This is a genomic window from Streptomyces sp. NPDC008238 (genome assembly GCF_042956445.1).
Taxonomy (GTDB): Bacteria; Actinomycetota; Actinomycetes; order Streptomycetales; family Streptomycetaceae; genus Actinacidiphila.
Genome location: NZ_JBIBGK010000003.1, coordinates 327,520 through 354,468 on the forward strand (window position 1 = coordinate 327,520; position 26,949 = coordinate 354,468).

26 protein-coding genes are annotated in these 26,949 nt (G+C 72.4%); 14 read left to right on the forward strand and 12 right to left on the reverse strand.

Annotated elements, in window-relative coordinates:
* The first annotated feature begins 2 nt into the window (after positions 1-2).
* The 3 genes from ACFZAU_RS10335 (at position 3) to ACFZAU_RS10345 (ending at position 2,093) form a co-directional block, all read left to right on the forward strand.
* Positions 3-974, forward strand: a complete 972-nt coding sequence (locus ACFZAU_RS10335; RefSeq protein WP_500551799.1) for an NAD(P)H-quinone oxidoreductase — start codon at positions 3-5, stop codon at positions 972-974.
* A 72-nt stretch (positions 975-1,046) separates the two neighbouring features.
* Positions 1,047-1,403, forward strand: a complete 357-nt coding sequence (locus ACFZAU_RS10340) for a hypothetical protein (RefSeq protein ID WP_500460874.1) — start codon at positions 1,047-1,049, stop codon at positions 1,401-1,403.
* Between the two features lie 126 nt (positions 1,404-1,529).
* The gene (locus ACFZAU_RS10345) at positions 1,530-2,093 is read left to right on the forward strand and encodes a bacterial proteasome activator family protein (protein ID WP_499604524.1); all 564 of its coding nucleotides are present in this window, start codon (positions 1,530-1,532) and stop codon (positions 2,091-2,093) included.
* 159 nt (positions 2,094-2,252) lie between these two features.
* Here the strand turns inward: ACFZAU_RS10345 and ACFZAU_RS10350 are convergent, their stop codons facing one another.
* Positions 2,253-4,016, reverse strand: a complete 1,764-nt coding sequence (locus ACFZAU_RS10350) for a Stk1 family PASTA domain-containing Ser/Thr kinase (RefSeq protein ID WP_500551800.1) — start codon at positions 4,014-4,016, stop codon at positions 2,253-2,255.
* Positions 4,017-4,263: 247 nt separating this feature from the next.
* Here ACFZAU_RS10350 and ACFZAU_RS10355 point away from each other — a divergent pair, with 247 nt between their 5' ends.
* A complete protein-coding gene (locus ACFZAU_RS10355; protein WP_500551801.1) occupies positions 4,264-5,832 on the forward strand; it encodes a protein kinase domain-containing protein in 1,569 nt (522 codons plus the stop codon).
* Positions 5,833-5,887: 55 nt separating this feature from the next.
* Here the strand turns inward: ACFZAU_RS10355 and ACFZAU_RS10360 are convergent, their stop codons facing one another.
* The 3 genes from ACFZAU_RS10360 to ACFZAU_RS10370 form a co-directional block, all read right to left on the reverse strand.
* Entirely contained in the window at positions 5,888-6,916 is a 1,029-nt protein-coding gene (locus tag ACFZAU_RS10360; RefSeq protein WP_500460878.1) for a phosphotransferase, read from the reverse strand.
* On the reverse strand, positions 6,913-7,281 hold the full coding sequence (locus ACFZAU_RS10365) for a pyridoxamine 5'-phosphate oxidase family protein (RefSeq protein ID WP_500551802.1): 369 nt from the start codon (positions 7,279-7,281) through the stop codon (positions 6,913-6,915). The genes ACFZAU_RS10360 and ACFZAU_RS10365 overlap by 4 nt, the downstream gene beginning before the upstream one ends.
* A 91-nt stretch (positions 7,282-7,372) precedes the next feature.
* On the reverse strand, positions 7,373-8,191 hold the full coding sequence (locus ACFZAU_RS10370; RefSeq protein WP_500552076.1) for a carbon-nitrogen family hydrolase: 819 nt from the start codon (positions 8,189-8,191) through the stop codon (positions 7,373-7,375).
* A gap of 132 nt (positions 8,192-8,323) precedes the next feature.
* Here ACFZAU_RS10370 and ACFZAU_RS10375 point away from each other — a divergent pair, with 132 nt between their 5' ends.
* A complete protein-coding gene (locus tag ACFZAU_RS10375; protein ID WP_500551803.1) occupies positions 8,324-9,154 on the forward strand; it encodes a maleylpyruvate isomerase family mycothiol-dependent enzyme in 831 nt (276 codons plus the stop codon).
* A gap of 15 nt (positions 9,155-9,169) precedes the next feature.
* Here ACFZAU_RS10375 and ACFZAU_RS10380 read toward each other — a convergent pair whose 3' ends face one another.
* From ACFZAU_RS10380 to ACFZAU_RS10390, 3 genes are all read right to left on the reverse strand, one after another.
* Positions 9,170-10,474 (reverse strand): MFS transporter, encoded by a 1,305-nt coding sequence (locus ACFZAU_RS10380; RefSeq protein WP_500551804.1) that lies wholly within the window; start codon positions 10,472-10,474, stop codon positions 9,170-9,172.
* Entirely contained in the window at positions 10,474-11,154 is a 681-nt protein-coding gene (locus ACFZAU_RS10385) for a GntR family transcriptional regulator (protein WP_500551805.1), read from the reverse strand. Before ACFZAU_RS10385 ends, ACFZAU_RS10380 begins: the two co-directional genes overlap by 1 nt.
* A gap of 102 nt (positions 11,155-11,256) precedes the next feature.
* The gene (locus tag ACFZAU_RS10390) at positions 11,257-11,970 is read right to left on the reverse strand and encodes a response regulator (protein WP_500551806.1); all 714 of its coding nucleotides are present in this window, start codon (positions 11,968-11,970) and stop codon (positions 11,257-11,259) included.
* A 308-nt stretch (positions 11,971-12,278) separates the two neighbouring features.
* Here ACFZAU_RS10390 and pdhA point away from each other — a divergent pair, with 308 nt between their 5' ends.
* The 4 genes from pdhA (at position 12,279) to ACFZAU_RS10410 (ending at position 16,185) form a co-directional block, all read left to right on the forward strand.
* On the forward strand, positions 12,279-13,430 hold the full coding sequence (gene pdhA, locus ACFZAU_RS10395; RefSeq protein ID WP_500551807.1) for a pyruvate dehydrogenase (acetyl-transferring) E1 component subunit alpha: 1,152 nt from the start codon (positions 12,279-12,281) through the stop codon (positions 13,428-13,430).
* Between the two features lie 2 nt (positions 13,431-13,432).
* Positions 13,433-14,407 carry an alpha-ketoacid dehydrogenase subunit beta gene (locus ACFZAU_RS10400; protein ID WP_499604504.1) on the forward strand — a complete coding sequence of 325 codons (975 nt, stop codon included), beginning with the start codon at positions 13,433-13,435 and terminating at the stop codon, positions 14,405-14,407.
* A 52-nt stretch (positions 14,408-14,459) separates the two neighbouring features.
* Positions 14,460-15,884 carry a dihydrolipoamide acetyltransferase family protein gene (locus ACFZAU_RS10405; RefSeq protein ID WP_500552077.1) on the forward strand — a complete coding sequence of 475 codons (1,425 nt, stop codon included), beginning with the start codon at positions 14,460-14,462 and terminating at the stop codon, positions 15,882-15,884.
* Positions 15,885-15,990: 106 nt separating this feature from the next.
* Positions 15,991-16,185, forward strand: a complete 195-nt coding sequence (locus ACFZAU_RS10410; protein WP_406266671.1) for a hypothetical protein — start codon at positions 15,991-15,993, stop codon at positions 16,183-16,185.
* A 238-nt stretch (positions 16,186-16,423) separates the two neighbouring features.
* Here ACFZAU_RS10410 and ACFZAU_RS10415 read toward each other — a convergent pair whose 3' ends face one another.
* On the reverse strand, positions 16,424-17,140 hold the full coding sequence (locus tag ACFZAU_RS10415; RefSeq protein ID WP_500551808.1) for a hypothetical protein: 717 nt from the start codon (positions 17,138-17,140) through the stop codon (positions 16,424-16,426).
* 72 nt (positions 17,141-17,212) lie between these two features.
* On the opposite strand from ACFZAU_RS10415, the gene ACFZAU_RS10420 reads away from it, so the two are divergent.
* A complete protein-coding gene (locus ACFZAU_RS10420; RefSeq protein ID WP_500551809.1) occupies positions 17,213-19,030 on the forward strand; it encodes an NHL domain-containing thioredoxin family protein in 1,818 nt (605 codons plus the stop codon).
* A gap of 16 nt (positions 19,031-19,046) precedes the next feature.
* Here ACFZAU_RS10420 and ACFZAU_RS10425 read toward each other — a convergent pair whose 3' ends face one another.
* The 4 genes from ACFZAU_RS10425 to ACFZAU_RS10440 all read right to left on the reverse strand — a co-directional run bounded on the left by ACFZAU_RS10425 (position 19,047) and on the right by ACFZAU_RS10440 (position 23,803).
* Positions 19,047-19,268, reverse strand: coding sequence for a hypothetical protein (locus tag ACFZAU_RS10425; protein WP_018559143.1), 222 nt, complete (start codon positions 19,266-19,268; stop codon positions 19,047-19,049).
* A gap of 133 nt (positions 19,269-19,401) precedes the next feature.
* Positions 19,402-20,691 carry a M18 family aminopeptidase gene (locus tag ACFZAU_RS10430; RefSeq protein WP_500551810.1) on the reverse strand — a complete coding sequence of 430 codons (1,290 nt, stop codon included), beginning with the start codon at positions 20,689-20,691 and terminating at the stop codon, positions 19,402-19,404.
* Between the two features lie 95 nt (positions 20,692-20,786).
* Positions 20,787-22,616: an acyl-CoA dehydrogenase gene (locus ACFZAU_RS10435; protein ID WP_500551811.1), complete on the reverse strand. Its 1,830-nt coding sequence runs from the start codon at positions 22,614-22,616 to the stop codon at positions 20,787-20,789.
* Between the two features lie 110 nt (positions 22,617-22,726).
* On the reverse strand, positions 22,727-23,803 hold the full coding sequence (locus tag ACFZAU_RS10440; RefSeq protein WP_500551812.1) for an AI-2E family transporter: 1,077 nt from the start codon (positions 23,801-23,803) through the stop codon (positions 22,727-22,729).
* Positions 23,804-23,939: 136 nt separating this feature from the next.
* Here ACFZAU_RS10440 and metG point away from each other — a divergent pair, with 136 nt between their 5' ends.
* The 4 genes from metG to ACFZAU_RS10460 all read left to right on the forward strand — a co-directional run bounded on the left by metG (position 23,940) and on the right by ACFZAU_RS10460 (position 26,945).
* On the forward strand, positions 23,940-25,670 hold the full coding sequence (metG, locus tag ACFZAU_RS10445) for a methionine--tRNA ligase (RefSeq protein WP_500551813.1): 1,731 nt from the start codon (positions 23,940-23,942) through the stop codon (positions 25,668-25,670).
* Complete coding sequence (locus tag ACFZAU_RS10450) at positions 25,670-26,215, forward strand: hypothetical protein (RefSeq protein ID WP_500551814.1); 546 nt, start codon at positions 25,670-25,672, stop codon at positions 26,213-26,215. Before metG ends, ACFZAU_RS10450 begins: the two co-directional genes overlap by 1 nt.
* 71 nt (positions 26,216-26,286) lie before the next feature.
* Complete coding sequence (locus ACFZAU_RS10455) at positions 26,287-26,553, forward strand: hypothetical protein (protein WP_500551815.1); 267 nt, start codon at positions 26,287-26,289, stop codon at positions 26,551-26,553.
* Entirely contained in the window at positions 26,550-26,945 is a 396-nt protein-coding gene (locus ACFZAU_RS10460; protein WP_500551816.1) for a type II toxin-antitoxin system VapC family toxin, read from the forward strand. Before ACFZAU_RS10455 ends, ACFZAU_RS10460 begins: the two co-directional genes overlap by 4 nt.
* Positions 26,946-26,949 lie beyond the last annotated feature (4 nt).

The following is a 26,949-nucleotide window of genomic DNA, read 5'->3' on the forward strand; positions in this document are numbered from 1 at the left end:
GCATGCATGCGATCACCATCCCCGAACCCGGCGGCCCCGACGCGCTCGTCTGGGCCGAGGTCCCCGATCCCGTACCCGCCGAGGGCGAGGTGCTGGTCGAGGTCGCCGCGACCGCCGTCAACCGTGCCGACCTGCTGCAGCGGCAGGGCTTCTACGACCCGCCGCCCGGCGCGTCCCCCTACCCGGGCCTGGAGTGCTCGGGCCGTGTCGCCGCCCTCGGCCCGGGGGTGAGCGGCTGGTCGGTGGGCGACGAGGTGTGCGCGCTGCTCGCGGGCGGCGGCTACGCCGGGAAGGTGGCCGTCCCCGCCGGGCAGCTGCTGCCGGTGCCCAAGGGCGTGGGGCTCGTCGAGGCGGCGGCCCTGCCCGAGGTGGTCTGCACCGTCTGGTCCAACGTCTTCATGATCGCCCACCTGCGTCCCGGCGAGACGCTGCTGGTCCACGGCGGTTCCAGCGGCATCGGCACGATGGCGATCCAGCTGGCCAAGGCGGTCGGCGCCAAGGTCGCCGCCACCGCGGGCAGCGCGGACAAGCTCGAGAAGTGCCGTGAACTGGGCGCCGACCTCGGGATCAACTACCGGGAGCAGGACTTCACGGCCGAGGTCCGGGAGGCCTTCGGCGGCGCCGACGTCATCCTCGACATCATGGGCGCCAAGTACCTGGGCCGGAACGTCGACGCCCTCGCGGTCAACGGCAGGCTGGCCGTCATCGGGCTCCAGGGCGGCGTCAAGGGCGAGCTCGACCTCGGCAGGATGCTGGCCAAGCGGGCCGCGATCACCGCGACCTCGCTGCGCGGACGGCCGCTGGAGGAGAAGGCGGCCATCGTGGCGGCGGTGCGGGAGCACGTCTGGCCGCTGCTGGAGTCCGGGGTGGTGCGCCCGGTCGTGGACCGCGCCCTCCCGATGCGGGAGGCCCCGGAGGCGCACCGGCTGGTCGAGGCCAGCACCCACGTCGGCAAGGTGCTGCTCACCCTCTGACCGCCGCCGGGCGGCCGGTACGGCCCCAGGGCACGACTGGCCGCCCATGACGCTCCGTGTGACGCTGGGAGCATGGAGTTGCGGAAGGTGGTCGTGGCGACGACGGTGACCGGAGTCGCCCTCCTGGTCACCGGCGCGGCCGCGCCGCCCCCTCCCCACCCGGCGGCGTCCTCCGGGCTGGCGGGCACCGAACCCGGTGAGGGACGCAGGCACCCCGGCCGCGCGGAGCCGCCGCAGACCCCGGGCGACGACGGCGGACGGCCCTCGGCCCACGTCCCCGTGCATGTCGAGGAGCCGCAGGACCAGGGCCCGGCCGCCGTCCGGGTACCCGTGGGACGGGTGCTGGAGGTCCTGCCGCTCGGCGTGGGACTGCTGCTGATCGGGCTCGGACTGGGCTTCCTGGCGCTCCGGCTGCGCCGTGGCCGCTGACCTCCGCGTGCCGCGGACCGGGCCGGCCGGGGCCCCCGGGCCGCGGACGGGGGCTGCCGGGAGGAGTGGCGCGGGACGGTGGGGGGCACACATTCCGGAGAGGCGCCGGTGCGCGACAATGGCGGCATGGAGATGCCGATGAACGAACGGTCGCAGGAGAGCCCGCAGGTCCTGGTCGTCGGCCCGGACGGGATGGCCCTCGGCGGCGGCGGACACGCCGACCGCGCCGGAGAAGGCGACGAGCAGCGCGAGGTCCCCGTGACGGAGATGGTCGAACAGCCCGCGAAGGTCATGCGGATCGGCAGCATGATCAAGCAGCTCCTGGAAGAGGTCAAGGCCGCGCCCCTGGACGAGGCGAGCCGGGTGCGCCTGAAGGAGATCCACCACAGCTCCGTGAAGGAGCTCGAGGCGGGCCTCGCGCCCGAGCTCGTCGAGGAGTTGGAGCGGCTCTCGCTGCCCTTCGCCGAGGACGGCGTGCCGAGCGACGCCGAGCTGCGCATCGCCCAGGCGCAGTTGGTGGGCTGGCTGGAGGGCCTGTTCCACGGCATCCAGACCGCCCTGTTCGCCCAGCAGATGGCCGCCCGCGCGCAGCTGGAGCAGATGCGCCGCGCCCTGCCGCCCGGTGTGGGTCACGAGGGCGACGAGGACGGGCAGGCCCCGGGCGGGGCGCGCACCGGCCCCTACCTGTGAGCCGGCGGCACGACGACGGTACGTACGCGTAGGTACAGACGGCGGGGACCCATGGGGTCACCCGCCGTCCGTCGTTGATCCGGGTCCGTCCACGAGCGGGTCCGTCCACGAGCGGGTCCGCCCACGGGCAGGTCCGCCCGGTGCGAGAGCCCGGGGGCGTCAGCCGCCCTGGCCGGTGGAGACCCAGACGGTGATCCGGTCCTTCTCCGGCCTGAACGCGCCGTAGGTCTTGGGCTTCTGGTCGACGACCGCGCCCTTCCCGTAGATCTGCTCGTTGCGGTACTTGATCTCGTAGTCCCAACCGGCGGCTTCCATGCAGGACTTGACCGAGTCGACGTACTTGGTGAAGAAGTCCGGCATCACCACGGCGTCCGGGTCGTCGCCCAGGTAGCTCTTGGTGGCCTCGGTGCAGCGCGAGGCGTCGATGGTGCGGGTCTGGTCGGCCTGGCTGACGCCCGGCGCGGGTTCGTCGCCCGCCGGTTCGTCGCCCGCCGGTTCCGAAGAGGTCTCCTGGCGGCCGGTGGTGGCGGTGTTGCCGGGCCGGGAGTCGTAGGTGGGAGTGCCGCCGGTGTCGTCCTTGGTACCCGGGCCGCCCATCGACATGGCGATGACGACGACCACGACGACCGCGATCACGGCGACCGTGGCGCCGATGGCCACGACCGCGGTCGAGGCGCCGCCGCCCCTGCGCCCGCCGCCTGACGGGGTGCCCGGGCGCATCGTGTAGGGCGGGGTGGAGTGCTGCTGCCCGGCCTGCGGGTGCGAGGGGTGGGGGGCGTTCTGCGGGTAGCCGTAGGCGGGGCCGGGCGGCGGGGTGTGGGCGCCGCCGCCCTGGGCGGCCGCGCCCCAGCGCTGCGGGTGTTGCTGTTGCTGGGGCTGCGGGTACGGAGCCGGGGCCGGGGCCTGGTAGTGGCTCTGTATGTGCGGCGGCGGGGTGCGCAGGTCACCCTGCACCGGCGGGAAGACCGCGGAGGAGACGTCCTCGCCGCGGCCGCGCGGGCGCGGCCCGCCCCCGATGATCAGCGGCGTGGTGGCGCCGCCGTGGCCCGGGGCGGCGACCCGCTGCGCCTCGTCGCGCATGGCGTCGGCGGTGGGGAAGCGCTCGGCGGGGTTCTTCCTCAGGGCCCGCGCGACGAGCGCGTCGACGCCCGGCTGCACCGCCCGGTTGAGCGCCGACGGGGCCGGCGGGACCTCCTGGACGTGCTGGTAGGCGATGGACAGCGGGGAGTCGCCGTCGAACGGGAGCCGTCCGGTGAGCAGCTCGAAGAGCAGGCAGCCCACCGAGTACAGGTCGGAGCGCTCGTCCACGCCGCGTCCCAGCGCCTGCTCGGGCGAGAGGTACTGCGGGGTGCCGACCACCATGCCGGTCTGCGTCATCGACGACACGCCGGACTGCATCGCGCGGGCGATGCCGAAGTCCATCACCTTCACCACGCCGCGCTTGGTGAGCATCACGTTGCCGGGCTTGATGTCCCGGTGGACCAGGCCCATGCTGTGGCTCTCGGAGAGTGCCGCGAGCACGTCCGCGGTGATCTTCAGGGCCTTCTCGGTGGGCATCGCGCCGAACCGCGCGATGTCCTCGTCGAGCACCTCGCGCAGCGGCTTGCCCTCGACGTACTCCATGACGATGTACGGCACGAGCGCGCCGTCCGCGGTGTCCTCGCCGGAGTCGAAGACCGAGACGATGTTGGTGTGGTTGAGCTTGGCGACGGCCTGCGCCTCGCGGCGGAACCGCTCGCGGAAGGACTGCTCCCGGCCGAGGTCCGTGTGCAGCGTCTTGACGGCCACCGGGCGGTCCAGCACTGTGTCGTGTGCCAGGTGGACGGCGGCCATGCCGCCCTGTCCCAGCAGGTCCCGGAGTACGTAGCGACCGTTGCCGACCGAGCGCCCGGAATGAGTGCCCCGTGTGCCGTCCCCGCTCATCCGTACCCGTCCCCTTGACGTTCCCCCTGGGCGCACCGCGCGTACGCACAAGACAGTTGCCCCGATCCTGCCCGCCCAGTCTGCCCGACGGCCTGGACAGGTCAAGTTCGTTGACCTGTTCGTCACCGGATGCGTATGAATCCCTTCGCGGGGGTGGCGAGGGCGGCACGGGAGCGCGTCCGTCGCCGAACGCGGTAGCGTGGTGCGCTGGAGGACCCTGTACGGCGACGATCGACGGCGAGGACTGATGGCACAGACGACAGCCGCCGGGGGCCCTGACGAGCCCTCTGCCGACGGCCGGGGCGTGCCCGACTCGCCTGAGCAGTGGGGCGCCGGAGGCCTGGTCGGAGACGGCCGCTACCGGCTGACCGGGCGTCTCGGACGCGGCGGCATGGCCGAGGTCTTCGCGGCCGAGGACGTGCGCCTGGGGCGGACGGTGGCCGTCAAGCTGCTCCGTTCCGACCTCGCCGAGGACCCGGTCTCCAAGGCCCGTTTCACGCGTGAGGCGCAGTCGGTCGCCGGGCTCAACCACCATGCGGTGGTGGCGGTGTACGACTCGGGCGAGGACGTCACGCCGGGCGGTACCGTGCCGTACATCGTGATGGAGCTCGTCGAGGGCCGCACGATCCGCGACCTGCTGCTGGGGTCCGACGAGCCGCCGCCGGTCGACCAGGCGCTCATCATCGTCTCGGGCGTGCTGGAGGCGCTGGCCTACAGCCACGCGCACGGCATCGTCCACCGGGACATCAAGCCGGCGAACGTGATCATCACCAACACCGGCGCGGTGAAGGTGATGGACTTCGGCATCGCGCGGGCGCTGCACGGCGCCTCGACCACGATGACGCAGACCGGCATGGTCATGGGCACCCCGCAGTACCTGTCGCCGGAGCAGGCGCTCGGCAAGACGGTCGACACCCGCTCCGACCTGTACGCGACGGGCTGCCTGCTCTACGAACTCCTCGCGCTGCGGCCGCCGTTCACCGGCGAGACCCCGCTGTCGGTGGTCTACCAGCACGTCCAGGACGAGCCGCGGCCGCCCTCCGAGCTCAGCGACCGGGTGCCGCCGGAGCTGGACGGGCTGGTGCTGCACGCGCTCGCCAAGCACCCGGACGACCGCTTCCAGACCGCCGAGGAGATGCGCGGCGTCGTCCAGTACGCGCTGGGCATGCTCAACGAGCGCGGCGGCCACACCGGCACCTGGAACACCGGCTACGTGCCCGCGCCGCAGGCCGCCCCGACCGCGCCGATGGGCGTCCCCCCGCAGTACGGGCAGCAGAACGCGCACCACACCTCGGAGTTGCAGCCGCCCCTGCTGCTCGGGCCGCCCGGCGGTGACGGCGGCGACCACGGCTACGGCGGCGGGCGGCCCCCGCACGGCGGCGGGCGCTGGGTCAAGCCGGTGCTCTTCGTGGTCGCGGCGGTGCTCGCGGTCGCCCTCGGCATCTACTTCGCCGTCGCCAACACAGGCGACAAGAAGCCCCCGGCGGAGAAGGTGACGCCGACGCAGTCGCAGCCGGAGAAGCCGACCTCGCAGCCGACCCAGGACGACACCACGGGCGGTACGCAGGAGGGCACCGGAGGCGTCACCGAGAAGCCGTCCTACAACTCGTCCCCCACCTACACACGGCCGACCTCGGAGGCCCCCGTGACCTCGCAGGCGCCGACGAAGGAGCCGAGCGCCCCGGCCAGCTCCGCGCCACCGACGCCGACGCCGACCCCGACCGAGACCGCGGGCGGCACCGAGGGCACCTCGGGTGAGGCGTCCGGCGGTACGGCCGGCACCGAGGGCGCGGACGGCGGCGTCACGGGTAACTGACCGGCGATGACCGATGGCCGCCGGCGGCCGGTGACCACACCGCCGGCAGCCCGGGTCAGCCGGTGAAGGCCTCCAGCACGGCCTCGTACGCCGCGGTCCACCAGACGACCAGGGCGGACGAGGCCGGGAAGAGGGGGTCGGTCCTGCGGTCGTCGAGGACGTAGCGCCAGCGCAGCATCCAGAAGTCGTTGAGCCGCTCCCACCACACCCGGTGCACGGCGGCGGCCAGTTCGTCCTCCGCCACGCCCGCGGCGCCGCGGTAGGCCCGGGCGTACGCGCGGATCTTGTCGAGGTCCAGGGCGCCGCCGGGCTGCACGAAGAAGATCACGGCGGCCCGTACCGCCTCCTCGGCGCGCGGCTGCACGCCGAGCCGGTCCCAGTCGACGATGGCGACGGGTTCGTCCTCGCGGTAGAGCAGGTTGAGCGGGTGGAAGTCGCCGTGCACCCAGCCGGACACCGGGCCGGCGGCGTCGGGCGGGCGGCGGTGGGCGTGACGTTCCAGCAGGGCGCGGCGCTCCAGCAGCCGGTGCTCGGCCAGTTCGTCGAAGGTCTCGCGCGGCGCGCGGTCGCGCACCCGGCGCAGCAGCGCGGTGATCAGCGCGTAGGTCAGTTCGGGGTCGGCGCTGGCGTGCCGGCCCGGCTCGGGGGCGGGCTGCACCTGGGCCAGCGTCGTGTGCACGAGACCGAGCAGCGCGCCCAGGCGGCGGGAGTCGCCGGTGGTGAGTTCGCCGCCTTCGCGGTGCCGTCCCTCCACCCAGGGGTAGAGCGCGAAGCAGCGGCCGCCGACCACGGCGACGGTGCGGCCGTCGGCGTCCGGCACCGGCGGGGCGACGGGCAGGCCCACCTCGTCCAGCCGCTGGGTCGCCCGGTGCTGGCGGGCGATGACGGCGGAGTCCGCGGTGGCGCTGTCGACGTACAGCTTGAGGAAGTAGCGGCCGCGGGTGGTGGCCAGCCGGAATCCCCGGTTCAGTAGGCCCTGGGCAACGGGTTCGCAGGACAGCGGGGCGCCGGCGTCCGTGTATCGGCGCAGCAGGGTGTCCAGTGTCCCGGCGGAGGGCGGCGCCGTCGCCGAACTCCCGATCACCAGGCAGATGCTAGATCATTCCGGTGGTGGACTCGCGGGTCGAGCCGTACGTACACATGGCCCGGCTCCCGGCTTGTATCGTTTTGATGATCTGTGCCGAAGAGCGCCCGTTGTGCCGTCGAAGGGCGGAACGCGCGGGCCGTGCCGAGGAACTGCACCGCCCAGCCCGCTTCGAGGTCGTCCGCCTGGTAGGCCACGACCCTGCCGTCCACGCCCCACGAGCGGTCGGTGCGGATCAGCACGGAGCCGTCGTCGACGACGTGCCGGGCCACGGCGATGTACGGCAGGGCCCCCCGCGTCAGCGCCAGCCGCCCGTACCGAACCCTTCCCAGCAGCGCCAGCGCAGCGCGCCCCTCGAATTCCATGGGAACCACCCTGCCGGGCGGGGCCCCCGGCGGCGCAGAGCACTCAGCCCCCACCTCCGGGGTCGATGGTCCCTGATGGGGCCATACGGTCTCAACCGGCCGAATCGGGCACCGGTGCCGAATCCGGCGCCGGCACGCCCAGCACGCGGTCGCGCAGTACCGGGAAGTCCGCCCGGGTCTTGCCCACCAGGCCCGGGTCGAGGTCGGCGGTGAGGACCTCCTCGCCCGGTCCGGCCTCGGCGACGACGGCGCCCCAGGGGTCGACGACGACGCTGTGCCCGGCCAGCTCCACCCCGGCGTGGGTGCCCGCGGTGCCGCAGGCCACCACGTAGGCCTGCGACTCGATCGCCCGGGCCCGGGCCAGCAGCGTCCAGTGCTCACGGCGTCGCGCGGGCCAGCCGGCCGGGAGGACGACCAGGGTGGCGCCCGCGTCGACGAGCAGCCGGAACATCTCGGGGAAGCGCAGGTCGTAGCAGGTGGCCAGGCCCACGGGGACGCCCTGGACGTCGCTGGTGACGACGCGGTCGCCGGCGCTCATGAGCACGGCCTCGCCCCGGTCGAAGCCGAAGCGGTGGATCTTGCGGTAGGTCGCGCGCAGTTCGCCGTCGGGGGAGAAGAGCAGGGAGGTGTTGTACAGCGCGCCGCCGCCGGCGCGTTCGACGATCGACCCGGCGTGCAGCCAGACGCCCGCGTCGAGCGCGGCGGCGCTCATGACCTCGGCGGTGGGGCCCCGCAGCGGTTCGGCCTCTGGCTGGAAAAGATCGGCCGCGAAGGCCCCGACGGGCCACAGTTCGGGCAGGACGACCAGGTCCGAACCGGCTTGTGCGCGGACGAGCGACGCGACCCGTTCGCGCCGGGCGTCCACCGCCTCGCCGTGGTCGACGTCGATCTGGAGCAGGGAAACGCGCACAGTACCACCGCCCATGAGTTCGGCACGTTGTTGCGGGCCTACGATCGTCACACGAAAGCACTCCCGTGGTGTCACTGCGCAGCGTAATTTAAGGCGCACACCACGACCGCGCACCGACCGTCGAGGGGTCCCGTGACCGGCACCGTCCACAGCCAGATCCAGCCGTACATCGACGCCTGGACCCACTCCATAGAATCCATAGCCGAGTTGGTCCGCCCCGTTCCGGCGGGTGCCTGGAACCGGCCGACCGAGTGCCCGTACTGGTCCGTGCGCGACGTCGTCTCGCACGTGATCGCGTTCGAGTGCGAGCTGCTGGGCGATCCGCGGCCCATCCACACGCTCCCCAGCGACCTGCGGCACATGACCACGGAGCACGCCCGCTACGTCGAGGTGCCGGTCGACAAGCGGCGGCACCACACCGCTCCCGAGGTGGTCGGCGAGCTCGACTACACCATCATCCGCCGGTCGCGGCAGCTGCGGAACGAGACCCGTGGCGCGCAGGACACCGTCCGCGGCCCCATGGGCCGGGAGATGACCCTCGGGGAGCTGCTGAAGTGGCGGGTCTTCGACGTGTGGGTGCACGAGCAGGACCTGCGCCGGGCGCTGGGCGAGCCCGGCAACCTGGACTCGGCGGGCGCCGCCGTGGCCCGGGACCACATCCTGTCCGAGCTGCCGAAGGTCGTCGCCGAGCGCGCGGGCGCCCCGGCGGGTTCCGCCGTGGTGTTCGACGTCCACGGTGAGCTGGAGTTCATGCGGACGGTCCGGGTCGACCCCGAAGGCCACGGTTCGATCGACGGCAGCGTCTCGCTCGGCCCGGCGGTCACGCTGACCCTGGACTGGGAGACCTTCGTCCGGCTGACCTGCGGTCGCACGCGTGCGCACGCGGTGGAGGACCGGCTGAAGACGGAGGGCGACCAGTCGCTGGCCGACGCGATCCTGGCGAACATCGCCGTCACACAGTGACGCCCGGGGGAGCGTTCATGTCCCGGCGGGGACGTGGACGCTCTCGACGCGGCTGACGGCGATGCGCTGCCGCTCCAGCCGCGCGGCCCGGCCGCGCAGCCGCAGGATCTGCACCAGGCCGAACGCCTGGAGCACGAAGACGCTGCTCCAGGCCACCCGGTAGTCGTCGCCGCTCGCGTCCAGCAGGACGCCGATGGCCAGCAGCGCGGCCATCGAGGCGGTGAAGCCGCCGATGTTGACGATGCCGGAGGCGGTGCCGAAGCGCTCGGGCGGGTTCGCCGGGCGGGCGAAGTCGAAGCCGATCATCGACGCCGGGCCGCAGGTGCCCAGCACGACGCAGAGCAGCACGAGCAGCCACAGGGGGGCGTGGTCCGCGGGCCAGACCAGGACCACCGCCCACATCACCGCCGTCGCCCCGACGACGCCGAGGGTGAGCGGCATCCGGGCGCCGTGGTGGCGGCCGATGATCTGCCCGAAGAGCATCCCGAAGACCATGTTGGCGATCACGACCACCGTCAGCAGGGTGCCCGCGGTCTCGCGCGACAGCCCCTGGTCCTCGACCAGGTACGGCAGTCCCCACAGCAGCAGGAAGACCATCCCGGAGAACTGGGTGGTGAAGTGCGTCCACATGCCCAGCCGGGTGCCGGGCTCGCGCCAGGCGGCGGCGATCTGCCGCTTCACGTAACCGCGCCCGGGGTGCTCGGGGGGCGCCGGCTCGAAGCCCTCGGGGTGGTCCTTCATGAAGAGCAGCACCAGGACGAGGACGAGCGCGCCGCCCAGGGCCGTCCCGACGAAGGTGGGGGTCCAGCCCGCGGAGTGCAGCAGCCGCGCCAGCAGCACGGTGCTCAGGAGGTTGCCCGCCACGCCGAACAGCGCGGCACCCTGCGCGATCATGGGTCCGCGCCGGGCCGGGAACCAGCGCGAGCCGAGCCGCAGCACGCTGACGAAGGTCATGGCGTCGCCGCAGCCCAGCACCGCGCGGGCGGCGAGCGCCGGTCCGTACGCGTGCGAGAGGGCGAAGCCGAGCTGGCCCGCGGTGAACAGGACGATGCCGATGCTCAGCACCTTCTTGGTGCCGAGTCGGTCGACCATCAGGCCCACGGGTATCTGCATGCCCGCGTAGACCAGCACCTGAAGGATCGAGAAGGTGGACAGCGCCGAGGCGCCGATGTGGAAACGCTCCGCGGCGTCGATGCCGGCGACGCCGAGGCTGGTGCGGTGCACGACCGCGACCGTGTAGACGAGGGTGCCGATGCTCCAGACGGCGACGGCCCTGGTGCCGCCGGGCGGTTCACCGGTGGTGGTGGCACTCGTCGCCATCACTCCCCCCGGGCCAGGTGGCTCACCCAGCTGACGTGCCGTTCGACCAGCGTGGCCGCCGCGGCGGTGTCCCCGGCGCGCAACGCAGCGAGGATCTCGGTGTGTTCGGCGACGTTCTTGGCGATGCGGCCCGGTTCGGCGTGCATCGTCGCCACCCCCATGCGCAGTTGACGGTCCCTCAGCTGGTCGTACAGATGGGACAGGATGCGGTTGCCCGCGGCGCGCACGATCTCGGCGTGGAAGCAGCGGTCGGCCGCCGCGAAGGCGGCCAGGTCGCCCGTGGCGGCGTGGCCGCGCTGCTCGTCCAGCAGCTCCTCCAGGCGGGTCAGCAGCCGCTCGGGCGCGGGCGCAACCTTCGTTACCGCGTGGCGTTCCACCAGCAGCCGGGTCTCCACGACGTCCGCGATCTCCTGGGCGGACACCGGCAGCACCAGCGCGCCCTTCTTCGGGTAGAGCTTCAGCAGGCCCTCGGCCTCCAGGCGCAGCAGGGCCTCGCGGACGGGGGTGCGCGAGACGCCCACCGCCTCGGCCAGTTCGCCCTCGCTCAGGAGCGTGCCGCCCTCGTAGCGGCGGTCGAGCACCGCCCGCTTGACGTGCGTGTAGACCCGCTCGGCGGCGGGTGGCTGCTTGGCGGACGGCTCGGCGGTGGCGCCGGCGGTCGCGAGGGGGCTCCGGGTCATGATGCGCACATCATAGATACAAGGCGTATGCACGGGCAGTCCTTGTCCGGCATACGGACTGGTACGTGGGTCGCCGGGCGGGCCTCGTGCGGGGCCGGACGGTCAGGGCCCGGGTGGCCGGGATCCGGACGGCCCGGGGCCCGTCCCCGTCCCCGTGCCCGCCGGACCGCCGCTGCGCAGCCGTGCGACGTAGGCGGCGGCCTGGGTGCGCCGCTGCATGCCGAGCTTGGCGAGCAGCGAGGAGACGTAGTTCTTGACGGTCTTCTCCGCCAGGTGCAGCCGGTCGCCGATCTGCCGGTTGGTGAGGCCCTCGCCGATCAGGTCGAGGATCCGCTTCTCCTGGTCGGTCAGGTCGGAGAGGCGGTCCTCCTGGCGCTCTCCGCCGCCGCGCAGCCGCTCCAGGACGCGCGCGGTGGCGACCGGGTCCAGCAGCGACCGGCCCGCGGCGACGTCCCGGACCGCGCCGACCAGGTCGCTGGCCCGGATGTCCTTGAGCACGTAGCCGGAGGCGCCCGCCATGATCGCGTCGAAGAGCGCCTCGTCGTCCGCGTAGGAGGTGAGCATCAGGCAGGCGATCCCGGGCTGGGAGGAGCGGATCTCGCGGCACACCTCGACGCCGCTGCCGTCCGGCAGGCGCACGTCCAGCACCGCCACGTCGGGACGTACCGCCGGGATCCGGGCCAGTGCCTCGGCGGCCGTGCCGGCCTCGCCGACGACCTCGATCCCGTCCTCGGCGGAGAGGAGCTCGTGCACCCCGCGCCGGACGACTTCGTGGTCGTCCAGTAGGAAAACCGTAATGCCCGACTTTTCGGTCACAAGTTCAGCGTTGCACACGCGACCCGCGCCGACCTCTTACGAAGAATCGATCCTCGGGATACCGTGCCGTTGTCCCGGTGGCCTGCGAGAACGTCCATTTACTAGGAAATCCAAACAAAACCGCAGGTAGAACACCCTTCGCGCGAAAGCGGAAGGTGTGGGTAACGTTCACTTCGCAGGGCCTCCTGCCGGGTCACCAACACTCCCGGCTCGGCCGTGCCGCACACACCCCGTGCGCCGCGACGAGTCGGGCAGAGCCGCACTGGCCGCCGGCGGATCCCGGGGGCCGGACAGACGGAGGAGCAAGCGTGAGCGTGAAAAGCACTGCCGCGAAGCCCCGTACGCCCCGTACGGGCGCGCGCGGTGGAGCGAAGCGCCGTGAGGGCGAGCCGGAGCTGGTACAGCTCCTTACCCCCGAGGGCGAGCGCGTCCAGCACAGTGAGTACTCCATCGACCTGAGCCCCGAAGAGCTGCGCGGTCTGTACCGGGACATGGTCCTGACCCGCCGGTTCGACGCGGAGGCCACGTCCCTGCAGCGGCAGGGCGAGCTGGGTCTGTGGGCGTCCCTGCTGGGCCAGGAGGCCGCACAGATCGGCTCGGGGCGGGCCACCAGGCCGGACGACTACGTCTTCCCCACCTACCGCGAGCACGGCGTCGCCTGGTGCCGCGGGGTGGACCCGGTCAACCTGCTCGGGATGTTCCGCGGGGTGAACCACGGCGGCTGGGACCCGAACGAGAACAACTTCCAGCTGTACACGATCGTGATCGGCTCCCAGACGCTGCACGCGACCGGCTACGCGATGGGCATCACCAAGGACGGCGCCGACTCCGCCGTCATCGCCTACTTCGGCGACGGTGCCTCCAGCCAGGGCGACGTCGCGGAGGCCTTCACCTTCGCCGCCGTCTACAACGCCCCCGTGGTCTTCTTCTGCCAGAACAACCAGTGGGCGATCTCCGAGCCCACCGAGAAGCAGAGCCGCGTGCCGATCTACCAGCGCGCCGCCGGCTTCGGCTTCCCCGGCGTACGGGTCGACGGCAACGACGTCCTCGCGGTCCTCGCGGTCACCCGCGCCGCCCTGGAGCACGCCCGCTCCGGCCAGGGCCCGATGCTCGTCGAGGCCTTCACGTACCGCATGGGCGCCCACACCACCTCCGACGACCCCACCCGCTACCGCCTCGACGAGGAGCGCGAGCAGTGGGAGCACAAGGACCCGATCCTGCGGCTGCGGGCCTACCTGGAGAAGCAGGGCATCGCCGACGAGGCCTTCCTGGCCGAGGTCGAGGCGGAGAGCGTCGCGCTCGGCAAGCGGGTCCGCGAGGCCGTGCGCGCCATGCCCGACCCCGACCCGATGGCGATCTTCGAGAACATCTACGCCGACGGCCACGCCCTCGTCGACGAGGAGCGCGCCCAGTTCGCCGCCTATCAGGCGTCGTTCGCGGACAGCACGGAGGGTCACTGACCATGGCAACGATGACCATCGCCAAGGCCCTCAACGAGGCGCTGCGCAAGTCCCTGGAGACCGACCCCAAGGTCGTGCTCATGGGTGAGGACATCGGCAAGCTCGGCGGTGTCTTCCGGATCACCGACGGCCTGCACAAGGACTTCGGCGAGGAGCGGGTGATCGACACCCCGCTCGCGGAGTCCGGCATCGTCGGCACCGCGATCGGCCTGGCCCTGCGTGGCTACCGCCCCGTCGTGGAGATCCAGTTCGACGGCTTCGTCTTCCCCGCGTACGACCAGATCGTCACCCAGCTCGCGAAGATGCACGCGCGCGCCCTGGGCAAGATCAAGCTGCCCGTCGTCATCCGCATCCCCTACGGCGGCGGCATCGGCGCCGTGGAGCACCACAGCGAGTCGCCCGAGGCGTACTTCTCGCACACCGCCGGTCTCAAGGTCGTCTCCCCGTCGACCCCGCAGGACGCCTACTGGATGCTGCAGCAGGCGATCGACTCCGACGACCCGGTGATCTTCTTCGAGCCCAAGCGCCGCTACTGGGACAAGGGCGAGGTCGACACCGACGGCATCCCCGCGCCGCTGCACAAGGCCCGGACCGCCCTGGAGGGCACCGACCTCACCCTGGCCGCCTACGGCCCGATGGTGAAGGTCTGCCTGGAGGCCGCCGCCGCGGCCGCCGAGGAGGGCCGTAGCCTGGAGGTCGTGGACCTGCGGTCGCTCTCCCCGCTGGACTTCGACGCCGTCCAGGCGTCGGTGGAGAAGACCCGCCGCCTGGTGGTCGTGCACGAGGCGCCGGTGCAGCTCGGCATGGGCGCGGAGATCGCCGCCCGCATCACCGAGCGCTGCTTCTACCACCTCGAGGCCCCGGTGCTGCGGGTCGGCGGCTTCCACGCCCCGTACCCGCCGGCCCGGGTCGAGGAGGAGTACCTGCCCGGTCTGGACCGGGTGCTGGACGCCGTCGACCGCTCGATGGCGTTCTGAGGAGAGGGTTGTGACGACAGTGGCAGCACCGCAGCGCTTCCGTGAGTTCAAGATGCCGGACGTCGGCGAGGGACTCACCGAGGCCGAGATCCTCAAGTGGTTCGTCCAGCCCGGCGACACCGTCACCGACGGCCAGGTCGTCTGCGAGGTCGAGACCGCCAAGGCCGCGGTCGAGCTCCCGATCCCGTTCGACGGGGTGGTGCACGAGCTGCGCTTCCCCGAGGGCGAGACCGTCGACGTCGGCACGGTGATCATCACCGTCGACACCGGTGAGGGCGAGGAGCCCGCCGCGGCCGCCCCCGAGCCGGCCGCCGGGACCGCGGCCGCCGGGACCGCCCAGGCGCCCGCCGCGGAGCCCGAGCAGAAGCGGCAGCCCGTGCTGGTCGGCTACGGCGTCGCCGTCTCGTCGACCAAGCGCCGGCCGCGCAAGCAGCCCGCCGTGCCGGCGCAGTCCGGTGCGCAGCAGGCCGTCCAGGGCGAGCTCAACGGCCACGCCCCGGCCCCGGTCGCCGTGGCCCCGGTCGCCCCGGCGGCGGCCGCCACGGCGTTCGCACCCGCCGAGGTGCGTCCGCTGGCGAAGCCGCCGGTGCGCAAGCTCGCCAAGGACCTGGGCGTGGACCTGGCCTCGGTCACCCCGACCGGGCCGCAGGGCACGATCACCCGCGAGGACGTCCAGAACGCGGTGGCCCCCGCCGCCGCGCCGGCCGCCCCCGCACGGGTCACCGCCGTCGCGGAGGCGGCACCGGTCGCCGCCGCCCCGGCTCCCGCCGCGGGCGTGCTGGAGACCCGGGTACCGATCAAGGGCGTCCGCAAGGCCACGGCCGCGGCCATGGTCGCCAGCGCCTTCACCGCGCCGCACGTCACCGAGTTCGTCACCTTCGACATCACCCGGACCATGCGGCTCGTCCAGGAGCTGAAGACCGACCCGGCCTTCGCCGGGCTCAAGGTCAGCCCGCTGCTGCTGGTCGCCAAGGCCCTGCTGGTCGCGATCCGCCGCAACCCGGAGATCAACGCCGCCTGGGACGAGGCCAACCAGGAGATCGTCCACAAGGGTTACGTCAACCTGGGCATCGCCGCGGCCACCCCGCGCGGCCTGATCGTCCCCAACATCAAGGACGCCCAGGCCAAGACCCTGCCCGAACTGGCGTCCGCCCTCGGTGAGCTGGTCGCCACGGCCCGTGAGGGCAAGACCTCGCCGGCCGCCATGCAGGGCGGCACGATCACCATCACCAACGTCGGCGTCTTCGGCGTCGACACCGGCACGCCCATCCTCAACCCCGGGGAGTCCGCGATCCTCGCCTTCGGCGCGGTCAAGGACCTGCCCTGGGTCCACAAGGGCAAGGTCAAGCCCCGCCAGGTCACCACGCTCGCGCTCTCCTTCGACCACCGCCTGGTCGACGGCGAGCTCGGCTCCAAGTTCCTCGCCGACGTCGCGGCGGTCCTGGAGTACCCCAAGCGCCTGATCACCTGGGCCTGATCCGCCCTCGGACACGGCGACGGGAAGGGCCCGGACATTTGTGCGTCCGGGCCCTTCCCGCGCGTGTCGCCCCCACCCGGGCGGCGATATGTGACGTCATACGGCCATGGCGGTATCCATCTCCGTGGTCCTGCTCCTGATCGTGATCACGCTCATCCTGCTCCGGGCGAAGTCGCTGAAGGTCTCCCACGCGATCCTCTGCGTCCTCCTCGGCTTCTGCCTCGCCAGTTCCAGCCTCGCCCCCACCATCCATTCCGGCCTCGTCGCCACCACGGACGCCGTGAGCGACCTGCGCCCCTGACCTGCGGCGGCGCCGGCGGACGAGAGGGCCCGGGCGAGCGGCCGCCCGGGCCCTTCCGTCGTCGAGCCGGACCCCGGCCCGGCTACTGCGGGAACGCGGCCCGCAGCGGGATCACCCGGGCGGAGGCCAGCGGTGATGCCCTTCGTGCCGCCGGGCAGCAGCACGCCCGACGGGAGGTAGGCGCCCTCGGAGGCCAGGAGGTCGGCGTCGCCGTCCCGGTCGAGGTCGCGCAGGGGCGTCAGTCGCCGACCTGGTGTTCCACGCGGTGCCGGAGGTAGGCGTCCGGATGGGACCGGGCCGTGGCGACCGCCACGTCCACCACGGCGTGCAGCTCCGGCGGGTAGGCCGACCTCCGCAGCGGCAGGAGCGGCAGGATGCAGCGCCGCACGTCGATGGCCTCGTTGGCCACGAACTCGCGCAGGGCGGCCTCGTTCCACTCGGCCACCAGGACGGCCCGGTCGTCGCCGGGCGCCGTCCCGTCGAGGGCGGTCGGGTCCGCGGCCCGTACGAGGGGCATCCGCAGGGGCAGGGCCGTCCAGTACCAGGCCCGTGCGGCGCCCGCGCGCTCGCGGTCCGTGCCCGTGCGCAGGTGGCCGAGCAGCGCGAGCCGCACGCGGCGGTACCCGAAGACGTTCAGGGCGGGTTCGACGAACTGGCGGTTGAAACTCGGGTCCGGATCGTGGACGGCCGCCCTGAGCAGCGCGTCGAAGGACTCCTCGGAGAGGACCGTGCCCCTGCGGCAGGCCTCGCGCAGGGCGGTCCGGGCGCGAGGCCGCCAGGTCCGCAGGGGGTCGCCGTCCGGTCCGGGGGCGACGATGAGCCCGAGGCACCTGACCACCTCCGCCAGGCAGGCCTCGAACGCCTCCAGTCCGGCTTCCGTGCGTCCCGGCAGTGCCATGAAGACCCGCGGCTCCGCCGCTGCCGCCCCGCTGCCCGTCGTCCCGTTCCCGTCCACCCGTCGCTCCCCCGTCGCCGGCCGTCCCATGGGTGTGCTCCGGGGTTCCCGTCCGGATGGCACCCTTGAAGCATGAACGATTCTGCCCCCGCGTCCTCCACCACGCCCCGCCGTGCCCGTGTCCGCGCCCCCGAGTTGGTCGGCAAGGGCGGCTGGCTCAACACCGGTGGCAGGCAGCTGACCCTCGCCGACCTGCGAGGTAAGTGCGTTATCGTTGATTTTTGGACCTTCTGCTGCATCAACTGCCTGCACGTCCTGGACGAGTTGCGCGAGCTGGAGGAGAAGCACCGCGACACCGTGGTGATCGTCGGCGTCCACTCGCCGAAGTTCGTGCACGAGGCGGAGCACCGGTCGGTCGTGGACGCGGTGGAGCGGTACGGGGTGCACCACCCGGTGCTGGACGACCCGGAGCTCACGACGTGGAAGCAGTACGCCGTGCGGGCCTGGCCCACGCTGACCGTGATCGACCCGGAGGGGTACGTCGTCGCCCAGCACTCCGGTGAGGGCCACGCGCACGCGCTGGAGACGCTGGTCACCGAGCTGGAGGCGGAGCACGCGGCGAAGGGGACGCTGCGCCGCGGCGACGGGCCGTACGTGCCGCCGGAGCCGGTGGCCACGGACCTGCGGTTCCCGGGGAAGGCGCTGCGGCTGCCGTCGGGGAACCTGCTGGTGTCCGACTCGACCCGGCACCAGCTGGTGGAGATGGAGCCGGACGGCGAGACCGTCGTACGCCGCATCGGCGGCCCCGGGGAGTTCAACGAGCCCCAGGGCCTGGCGCTCCTGCCGGACGGCACCGTGGTCGTCGCGGACACCGTGAACCACCGGCTGCGGACGTTCGACCCGGCGAGCGGCGCCCTGGAGACGGTGGCCGGCACCGGGAAGCAGTGGTGGCAGGGGTCGGCGACCTCGGGCCCGGCGCTCGGGACCGACCTGTCCTCGCCGTGGGACCTGGCGTGGTGGGACGGCAGGGTGTGGATCGCCATGGCGGGCGTCCACCAGCTGTGGACGTACGACCCGGCGGACGGGACGGTCGCGGTGGCGGCCGGGACGACCAACGAGGGGCTGGTCGACGGGCCGGCGGAACAGGCGTGGTTCGCCCAGCCGTCGGGGCTGGCGGCGGCCGGGGAGCGGCTGTGGGTCGCGGACTCCGAGACCAGCGCGCTGCGCTGGGTCGAGCGGGCCGCGGAGGGCCCGGGGTACGCGGTGCGGACCGCCGTGGGCACGGGGCTGTTCGACTTCGGCCACCGCGACGGCCCGGCGGAGCAGGCACTGCTGCAGCACCCGCTGGGGGTGACCGCGCTGCCCGACGGGTCGGTCGCGGTCAGCGACACGTACAACCACGCGCTGCGCCGCTTCGACCCGGCGACCGGTGAGGTCACCACGCTCGCCACCGACCTGCGGGAGCCGTCGGGAGCGGTGCTGGACGGCGCGGAGATCGTGGTGGTGGAGTCCGCCCGCCACCGGCTGACGCGGCTGCGCCTGCCGGAGGAGGCGGTGCGGGTCGAGGGCGCGGCGCACCGTACGCAGCGGCCCGCGACGGACGTGGCGCCGGGGCCGCTGCGGCTGGACGTGGTGTTCTCCGCCCCGGCCGGCCAGAAGCTCGACGAGCGCTACGGCCCGTCGACGCGACTGCTGGTCAGCGCGACGCCGCCGGAGCTGCTGCTGGAGGGCGCGGGCAAGGGCACGGACCTCTTCCGCGACGTCGTCCTGAACGGGGACGTCGGCGAGGGGGTGCTCCACGTGTCGGCCATGGCCGCGTCCTGCGACGACGACCCGGACAACGAGTACCCGGCCTGCCACGTGCACCAGCAGGACTGGGGTGTCCCCGTCCGCCTGACGGCCGACGGGGACACCCGGCTCGCCCTGGTGCTCGCCGGGATGGACGCCTGACGCATCCGCACGTCCGTCACACGTGCGGGTAGTTGCGGGCGCGTTCGTCCATCACCGGCATCGGCTCCACGACCCGGCGCTTCTTGAAGATGCTGATGTACGCGGCCAGGCCGATGACGCCGACCGCCATCATGATCAGGCCGACCAGGTCGAGGTTGACCCCGGCCATGTGCCAGTCGGTCGCGAAGGTGAGGATGGCCCCCACCGCGATCAGGCCGATGCAACCACCGATGCCCATGATGTCCGCCTCCGAACGGGGTTGGCGCTACGGACTCGTAGGACTCGGGTACCCCGGTGCGGGCGACTCATGACCGCCGGACGCCGGTGAAGTCCGCTTCTTGCGGGCGGACTTCGCCGGCGGGGGCGCGGGCTCAGCCCTCCAGGAACGCCTTCAGGGCGCTGGCCAGCAGGAACGGGTCGTCGGCGCCGCACAGTTCGCGTGCGGAGTGCATCGAGAGGATCGGCACGCCGACGTCCACGGTCGCGATGCCGTGCCGGGCGGCGGTGATGGGGCCGATGGTGGTGCCGCAGGGCATGGCGTTGTTGGAGACGAAGGCCTGCCAGGGCACGCCCGCCCGCTCGCAGGCGGCGGCGAAGACGCCGCGGCCGGTGCCGTCGGTGGCGTAGCGCTGGCTGACGTTGACCTTGAGGATGGGGCCGCCGTTGGGCATCGGGCGGTGCGTCGGGTCGTGCTTCTCCGCGTAGTTGGGGTGGACGGCGTGGCCGGTGTCGGCGGAGGCGCACACCGTGCCGGCGAAGGCGCGGGCGCGGTCCTCGTAGCTGCCGCCGCGGGCGAAGACGGAACGCTCCAGGACGTTGCCGAGCAGCGGGCCGAGGGCGCCGGTGTCGGACTCGCTGCCGGTCTCCTCGTGGTCGAAGGCGGCCAGCACGGGGATGTACGGCAGGTCGGCCCCGGCGACGGCGGCCAGGGCGGCGGTGCCGGCGTGCACGGAGAGCAGGTTGTCGAGCCGGCCCGCGGCCAGGAACTCGCGGTCGCGGCCGAGGTAGGCGGGCGGCTGGACGTCGTGGGTCATCAGGTCCCAGCCGACGATGTCGGCGGCGGCCACCCCGCCCTCCTCCGCGAGGAAGGCGATCAGGGCGCCCTCCTCGACCTCGCCGAGGCCCCAGACGGGCTGCATGTGGCGCTGCTTGTCGAGTTTGAGGCCGTTGTCGTTGACACCGCGGTCCAGGTGGACGGCGAGTTGCGGCACCCGCAGCAGCGGCCGGTCGACGTGGACCAGGGCCGTCGTACTGTCGCGCAGCACCAGCCGGCCGGACACCCCCAGGTCGCGGTCGAGCCAGGTGTTGAGGAGGGCGCCGCCGTAGATCTCGACGGCGATCTGGCGCCACCCGAAGGAGCCGGAATCGGGACGCGGCTTGACGCGCAGGTTGGTGGAGTCGGTGTGCGCGCCGACCACCCGGAAAGGGGTGGCGGGCCCGGCACCCTCGGGCACGTACCAGGCGATGATCGCCCCGCCCCGCAGCACGTACCTGCCGCCCGCCTCGGCGCCCCACGCCTCGGTCTCGGCCACCTGCTGGAATCCAGCCTTCTCCAGGCGCTCGGCGGCGCTCGCGACCGCGTGGTACTGCGACGGGCTGGCGGTGAGGAACGCTGCGAGGTCGTCGGTGTGGCCGCGGCCGAAGTGGGGCTGAGGGTTCATGCTTCAAGCATAAGGACGCGCGGCGGCCCGCTCCCCGAGGGAGGAGCGGGCCGCCGTTGCCGTATCGGTCCCGGCCGGAACCGGTCAGGACCGGGTCAGAACGCCTCTTCGGGCAGGTCCATGATGTCGAGGCTGACGCCGTCGGCGACGGACCGCGCGACGGAGACCTGGGGCAGGATCTCGGCGGCGAAGTGCCTGGCCGCGGCGATCTTGCCGGTGTAGAAGGCGGTGTCCTTGGCGCCGGCGCCGGCGGCCAGCTTCGCGGCGGCGACGGCGGCGCCCTTGAGCAGGAGGTAGCCGACGACGACGTCGCCGGAGGCGAGCAGCAGGCGGGTGGTGTTGAGGCCGACCTTGTAGATGTTCTTGACGTCCTGCTCGGTGGCGGCGAGGTCGGTGAGCATCTTGCCGACGATGGCCTCCAGGTCGACGGCGGCCTTGGCGAGGTGCTCGCGGGCGGCGGCGAGCTCCTCGCCGCCGGTGGCCTCGGCGAGGAAGGTCTTGATCTCCTCGGAGAGGGCGGTGAGGGCGGCGCCCTGGTTGCGGACGATCTTCCGGAAGAAGTAGTCCTGGCCCTGGATCGCGGTGGTGCCCTCGTAGAGGGTGTCAATCTTGGCGTCGCGGATGTACTGCTCGATCGGGTACTCCTGCAGGAAGCCGGAGCCGCCGAAGATCTGCAGGGACTGGGCGAGCTGCTCGTAGCCCTTCTCGGAGCCGTAGCCCTTGACGATGGGCAGGAGCAGGTCGTTGAGGGCCTCGAGGTCCTTGGCCTCCTCGCCGGTCTCCTCGGCGGCGGCGATCGCGTCCTGGACGGAGGCGGTGTAGAGGACCAGGGCGCGCATGCCCTCGGCGTAGGCCTTCTGCGTCAGCAGGGAGCGGCGCACGTCGGGGTGGTGGGTGATGGTGACCTTCGGCGCGGACTTGTCCGTGAACTGCGCGAGGTCCGGGCCCTGCACGCGCTCCTTGGCGTACTCCAGCGCGTTGAGGTAGCCGGTGGAGAGGGTGGAGATCGCCTTCGTGCCGACCATCATGCGGGCGAACTCGATGATGCGGAACATCTGGCGGATGCCGTCGTGCTTGTCGCCGATCAGCCAGCCCTTGGCGGGGTGCTTGTCGCCGAAGGTCATCTCGCAGGTGTTGGAGGCCTTCAGGCCCATCTTGTGCTCGACGTTCGTGGCGTAGACGCCGTTGCGCTCGCCCAGCTCGCCGGTCTCGAAGTCGAAGAGGTACTTCGGGACGAGGAAGAGGGACAGGCCCTTGGTGCCGGCGCCGGCGCCCTCGGGGCGGGCGAGGACGTAGTGGAGGATGTTCTCCTCCATGTCGTGCTCGCCGGAGGTGATGAAGCGCTTCACGCCCTCGATGTGCCAGGAGCCGTCCTCCTGCTCGACGGCCTTGGTGCGGCCGGCGCCCACGTCCGAGCCGGCGTCCGGCTCGGTGAGGACCATGGTGGAGCCCCAGGTCTTCTCGACGGCGATCGAGGCGATCTTCTTCTGGACCTCGTTGCCCTCCTCGAAGAGGATGCGGGCGAAGGCCGGGCCGGAGGAGTACATCCACAGGGCCGGGTTGGAGCCGAGGATCAGTTCCGCGTACGACCAGATCAGGGACGGCGGGGCGGTGGTGCCGCCGATGCCCTCGGGCAGGCCGAGGCGCCAGTACTCCGAGGCCATGAAGGCCTTGTAGCTCTTCTTGAAGGAGTCCGGCACCGGGGCGGTGCTGGTCGCCGGGTCGAAGACCGGCGGGTTGCGGTCGGCGTCCGCGAAGGAGTCGGCGAGCTCGTTCTCCGCGAGGCGCGCGACCTCGCCCAGGATGTCCTTGGCGGTCTCGACGTCCATCTCGGCGAACGGGCCGGTCCCGTACAGCTTGTCGCGTCCGAGGACCTCGAAGAGGTTGAACTCGATGTCGCGAAGGTTTGACTTGTAGTGGCCCATGGCGACGGCTCCGTCGGGGTCGGTCGGACGGCGGGAAGGGTGCGCAGTCCTCGCAGCTTTATCACTTACCAGTCGGTAATGATGCTACCCGCGGGTAATAAAAACAACCCCTATCCGGCCGGACGTGACGGAGGGCCTTCGACTTCTGGAGGAACGTCCGGCTCCTGGCGCCGTAGTTCGTCCAGGGCCCCTACGGCGGCCGCCGTGATCGGCACCGCCAGCAGCATCCCGAGGATGCCCGCGAGGCTCGCCCCCGCGGTGATCGCCAGCAGCACGACGGCCGGGTGCATCTGCACCGTGCGACTCTGCACCATCGGCTGCAGCACGTGCCCCTCCAGCACCTGCACCGCCAGCACCACCCCCAGCGCCCAGACGCCGATCACCCACCCCCGGTCGGCGAGGGCGACGAGCACCGCCACCGCGCCCGAGATGAACGCCCCCAGGTACGGGATGTAGGCGCCGACGAAGACCAGCGCGGCCAGCCCCACCGCCCCCGGCACCCCCAGGATCAGCAGGCCGATGCCGATCAGCGTGGCGTCGATCAGCGCGATGACCGTCGTCCCCCGCATGAAGCCCTCGACGGCCCCGAAGGAGCGGCGCGCGATCCGCTCCAGCAGCGGCCCGGTGCGGCCGGGTGCGGCGTCGCGCAGCAGGCGGGGGAAGCGGGCGCCGTCGCGCAGGAAGAAGAAGGTGAGCAGCAGCGCCAGCACCGCGGTCGCGATCACCTGGCCAACGATGCTGATCCCGGACACCACGCCGGAGGCCGCGCGGGCCCCGTACTTGGTGGCGAAGGACTTGAGGCTGTCGATGGTGTCGTTCAGCGAGGTCCCCGTGGCGCCCAGGCGCGGCAGCACCTTGCGGGCCACGTCCTTGAGCGAGGCCACGATCTCGTCGCCGGTGTCCAGCAGGCTGTGCACCACGACGTACCCCGCGCCGGCCACGAACAGCACCAGCACCACGCAGGTCAGCGCCGCGGCCAGCGACCGCTGCACCCGTGCGGCCCGCAGCCTCCGGTGGAGCGGGCCCAGCAGGGCGCTGCCCAGCAGGGCCAGCAGGACGGGCGTGACCACCGCCGCGAAGGTGACGACGAGCCAGACGGCGAGCGCGCCCACCCCGGCCACCAGGAGCACGACGCCGCACCACGCGGCCGTCCGTCGCGCGGAGGCCGGCAGAAGGGGCGCGTCCACCCGTCCAGCGGATCACGGGGGGTCCGCTGTCCGCATGCCGGAAAAGGCGAACGGGTGGACCGTCGCGGTCGGATACGATATTGACGGTCCGTAGAGGAAATCCTCACCCACAGTAGCGACTTGGGAGCAGCCGGCAATGGCTCGACACCTCATCACCAGCGCCCTTCCGTACATCAACGGGATCAAGCACCTGGGCAACATGGTGGGGTCCATGCTCCCGGCCGACGTGTACTCCCGGTACCTGCGCCAGCGCGGCCACGAGGTCCTCTACATCTGCGCCACCGACGAGCACGGCACCCCGGCCGAGCTCGCCGCGCAGGAGGCCGGGCTCCCGGTCGCCGAGTTCTGCGCCCAGCAGCACGACGCGCAGAAGGCGGTCTACGACGGCTTCGCACTCTCCTTCGACTACTTCGGCCGCAGCTCCTCGCCGCAGAACCGGGAGATCACCCAGGCCATCGCCCGGGAGCTCAAAGAGAACGGCTTCATCGAGGAGCGCGCCATCCGCCAGGTCTACTCCCTGGACGACGAGCGCTTCCTGCCCGACCGCTACATCGTCGGCACCTGCCCGCACTGCGGCTACGACAAGGCCCGCGGCGACCAGTGCGAGAACTGCACCCGCGTCCTGGACCCGACCGACCTGATCGAGCCGCGCTCCGCGATCAGCGGCAGCAGCCGGCTGGAGGTCCGCGAGACCAAGCACCTCTTCCTGCTCCAGTCCAAGCTCTCCCACGAGGTCGAGGCCTGGGTCGACGAGCACGGCAAGGACTGGCCGACGCTCGCCTCCTCCATCGCCCGCAAGTGGCTGACCGAGGGCCTCCAGGACCGCGCGATCACCCGCGACCTGGACTGGGGCGTGCCGGTGCCGGCCGACACCTGGCCGGACCTGGCGGCCGAGGGCAAGGTCTTCTACGTCTGGTTCGACGCGCCGATCGAGTACATCGGCGCCACCAAGGAGTGGTCGGACGCCGCCGCCGCCGACGGCGAGCCGCGCGACTGGCGCTCCTGGTGGTACGACGTCGACACCGAGGTCCGCTACACCGAGTTCATGGCCAAGGACAACGTCCCCTTCCACACCGTGATGTTCCCGGCCACCCTGCTGGGCACCCGCGACAAGTGGAAGAAGGTCGACTTCGTCAAGGCCTTCAACTGGCTCACCTACTACGGGGGCAAGTTCTCCACCTCGCAGCGGCGCGGCATCTTCACCGACGCGGCCCTCGGGATCCTGCCCGCCGACTACTGGCGCTACTTCCTGATCGCGAACGCGCCCGAGTCCGACGACACCTCCTTCACCTGGGAGCACTTCGCGGCCTCCGTCAACAAGGACCTCGCCGACACCCTCGGCAACTTCGTCAACCGGGTGCTGTCCTTCTCCCGCAAGCGCTTCGGCGACGAGGTGCCCGCGGGCAGGGAGGCGGGGGAGGCCGAGCGGCGCCTGGGCGAGCAGATCGCGGAGCTCCTCGCCGAGTACGAGCGGCACATGGAGGACCTGCAGTTCCGCAAGGCCGCGCAGGCCCTGCGCGCCCTGTGGAGCGCCGGCAACTCCTACCTGGAGGAGAAGGCCCCCTGGCTGGAGATCAAGACGGACGCCGACGGCGCCGCCCTGACCCTGCGCACGGCCATGAACCTGATCCACCTCTACGCGGTCGTCTCCGAGCCCTTCATCCCGGCCACGGCCGCCGCGATGCGCGGTGCCTTCGCCCTGGCGGACGACACCGCGGTCTGGGTCACCCCCGAGGAGGCCCGCGCCCTGGCCGCCGTCCCGGCCGGGACGTCCTTCACCGTCCCGCCGGTGCTCTTCGCGAAGATCACCGAGGAGGACCTGGAGTCCTACCGCGAGCGCTTCGGCGGGGAGCCGGAGGCCGCCTGATGCCCACCGAGGCCAGGGACAGGTCCCCACTGGTGCTGATCCTGGCGGTGGGCCTGACCCTGGTCCTGCTGGTGGCCGGGGTGATCCTCGCCGTCTCGCTGACCGGCTCGGGCGACCGCCGCTCCGGCGCGGCCCCGGACGCGGACGGCGCGTGCCGCGGCAGCAACGTCACGCTGGAGGCGGCCGCCCGGCGCTTCGGCCTGCGGCTGCCGGACGACCGGCGGGACGTGCACTACCTCGCGCAGGGCGGCGGGCTGTCCGGCGCGCACGAGCTCGAACTGAGCTTCCGTACGACGGCCGACGGCCTGGAGGGGTTCCTCTCCGGTTCCGGTTTCGGCGCGCTCGGCCCCGACGTCCAGGCGCTGCGCGTGGGCGAGCCCCCCGCCGACCCCTGCCGCCGCGCCGCCGGTGGCCTGGCGAACGCCCGCTACGCCGGCGACCACGTCCCCGCGGCGGCGGCGCACGGCGCCTACAGCCGCGGCGTCGCCGTCGACGACAGCGACCCCGCCCACCCGGTCGTCGCCCTCGTCGCCCTGGACGGCTGAGCGGGCGGCCGCCCGACGTTCCGCCGTGCGCCTGCATGCACATGTGCATGCAGGCGTGCGACACTGTCCGTATGGTTGCTCTCCAGATCCGTGACGTTCCCGAGGAACTTCGCGACCGCCTTGCGGCCATAGCGGAGGAACGCGGCCAGTCGCTTCAGGCATACCTGTTCGACCTCGTGCGCGACGAGGTGCGACGCAGGGACAACCTGGCCGTCCTCGAGCGGTTCTCGCGGTCCGCGTACGGCACCCGGCTCGCCGAAGGCGACGTCATGGACGTGTCGCGTACGGCGAGGGCCGAGCGGGACGCGCAACTCGGTGTGCCGGGAGGCGACGAGTGATCGTCGTCGATGCCTCGGTCTTCGCCTTTTCGCTCCTGGACGAAGGCACGACCGGTGAGCGTTGCCGAAGCGCCCTGGCTGAGGACGACCGGTGGATCGCGCCACAGCACTGGACGATCGAAGTGATGTCCGTGATCCGGGGCAATCTGCTCAGCGGAAAGATCACGGCAGGTCATGCCGCGGACGCGGTGGAGGCACTCTGCGGGCTCGACCCCGTTGTCCCGATGACCCGCGTTCTGCTGCCCCGCGTCTGGGAACTCCGAGGCAACCTCACGGCGTACGACGCGGCGTACGTGGCCGCTGCGGAGGCGTACGGCTGCCCGCTCCTCACGACCGACGGGCGGATGGCCCGGGCTTCCGGCATCCGCTGCGCGGTCGAGGTCGTCGGCTGACGGG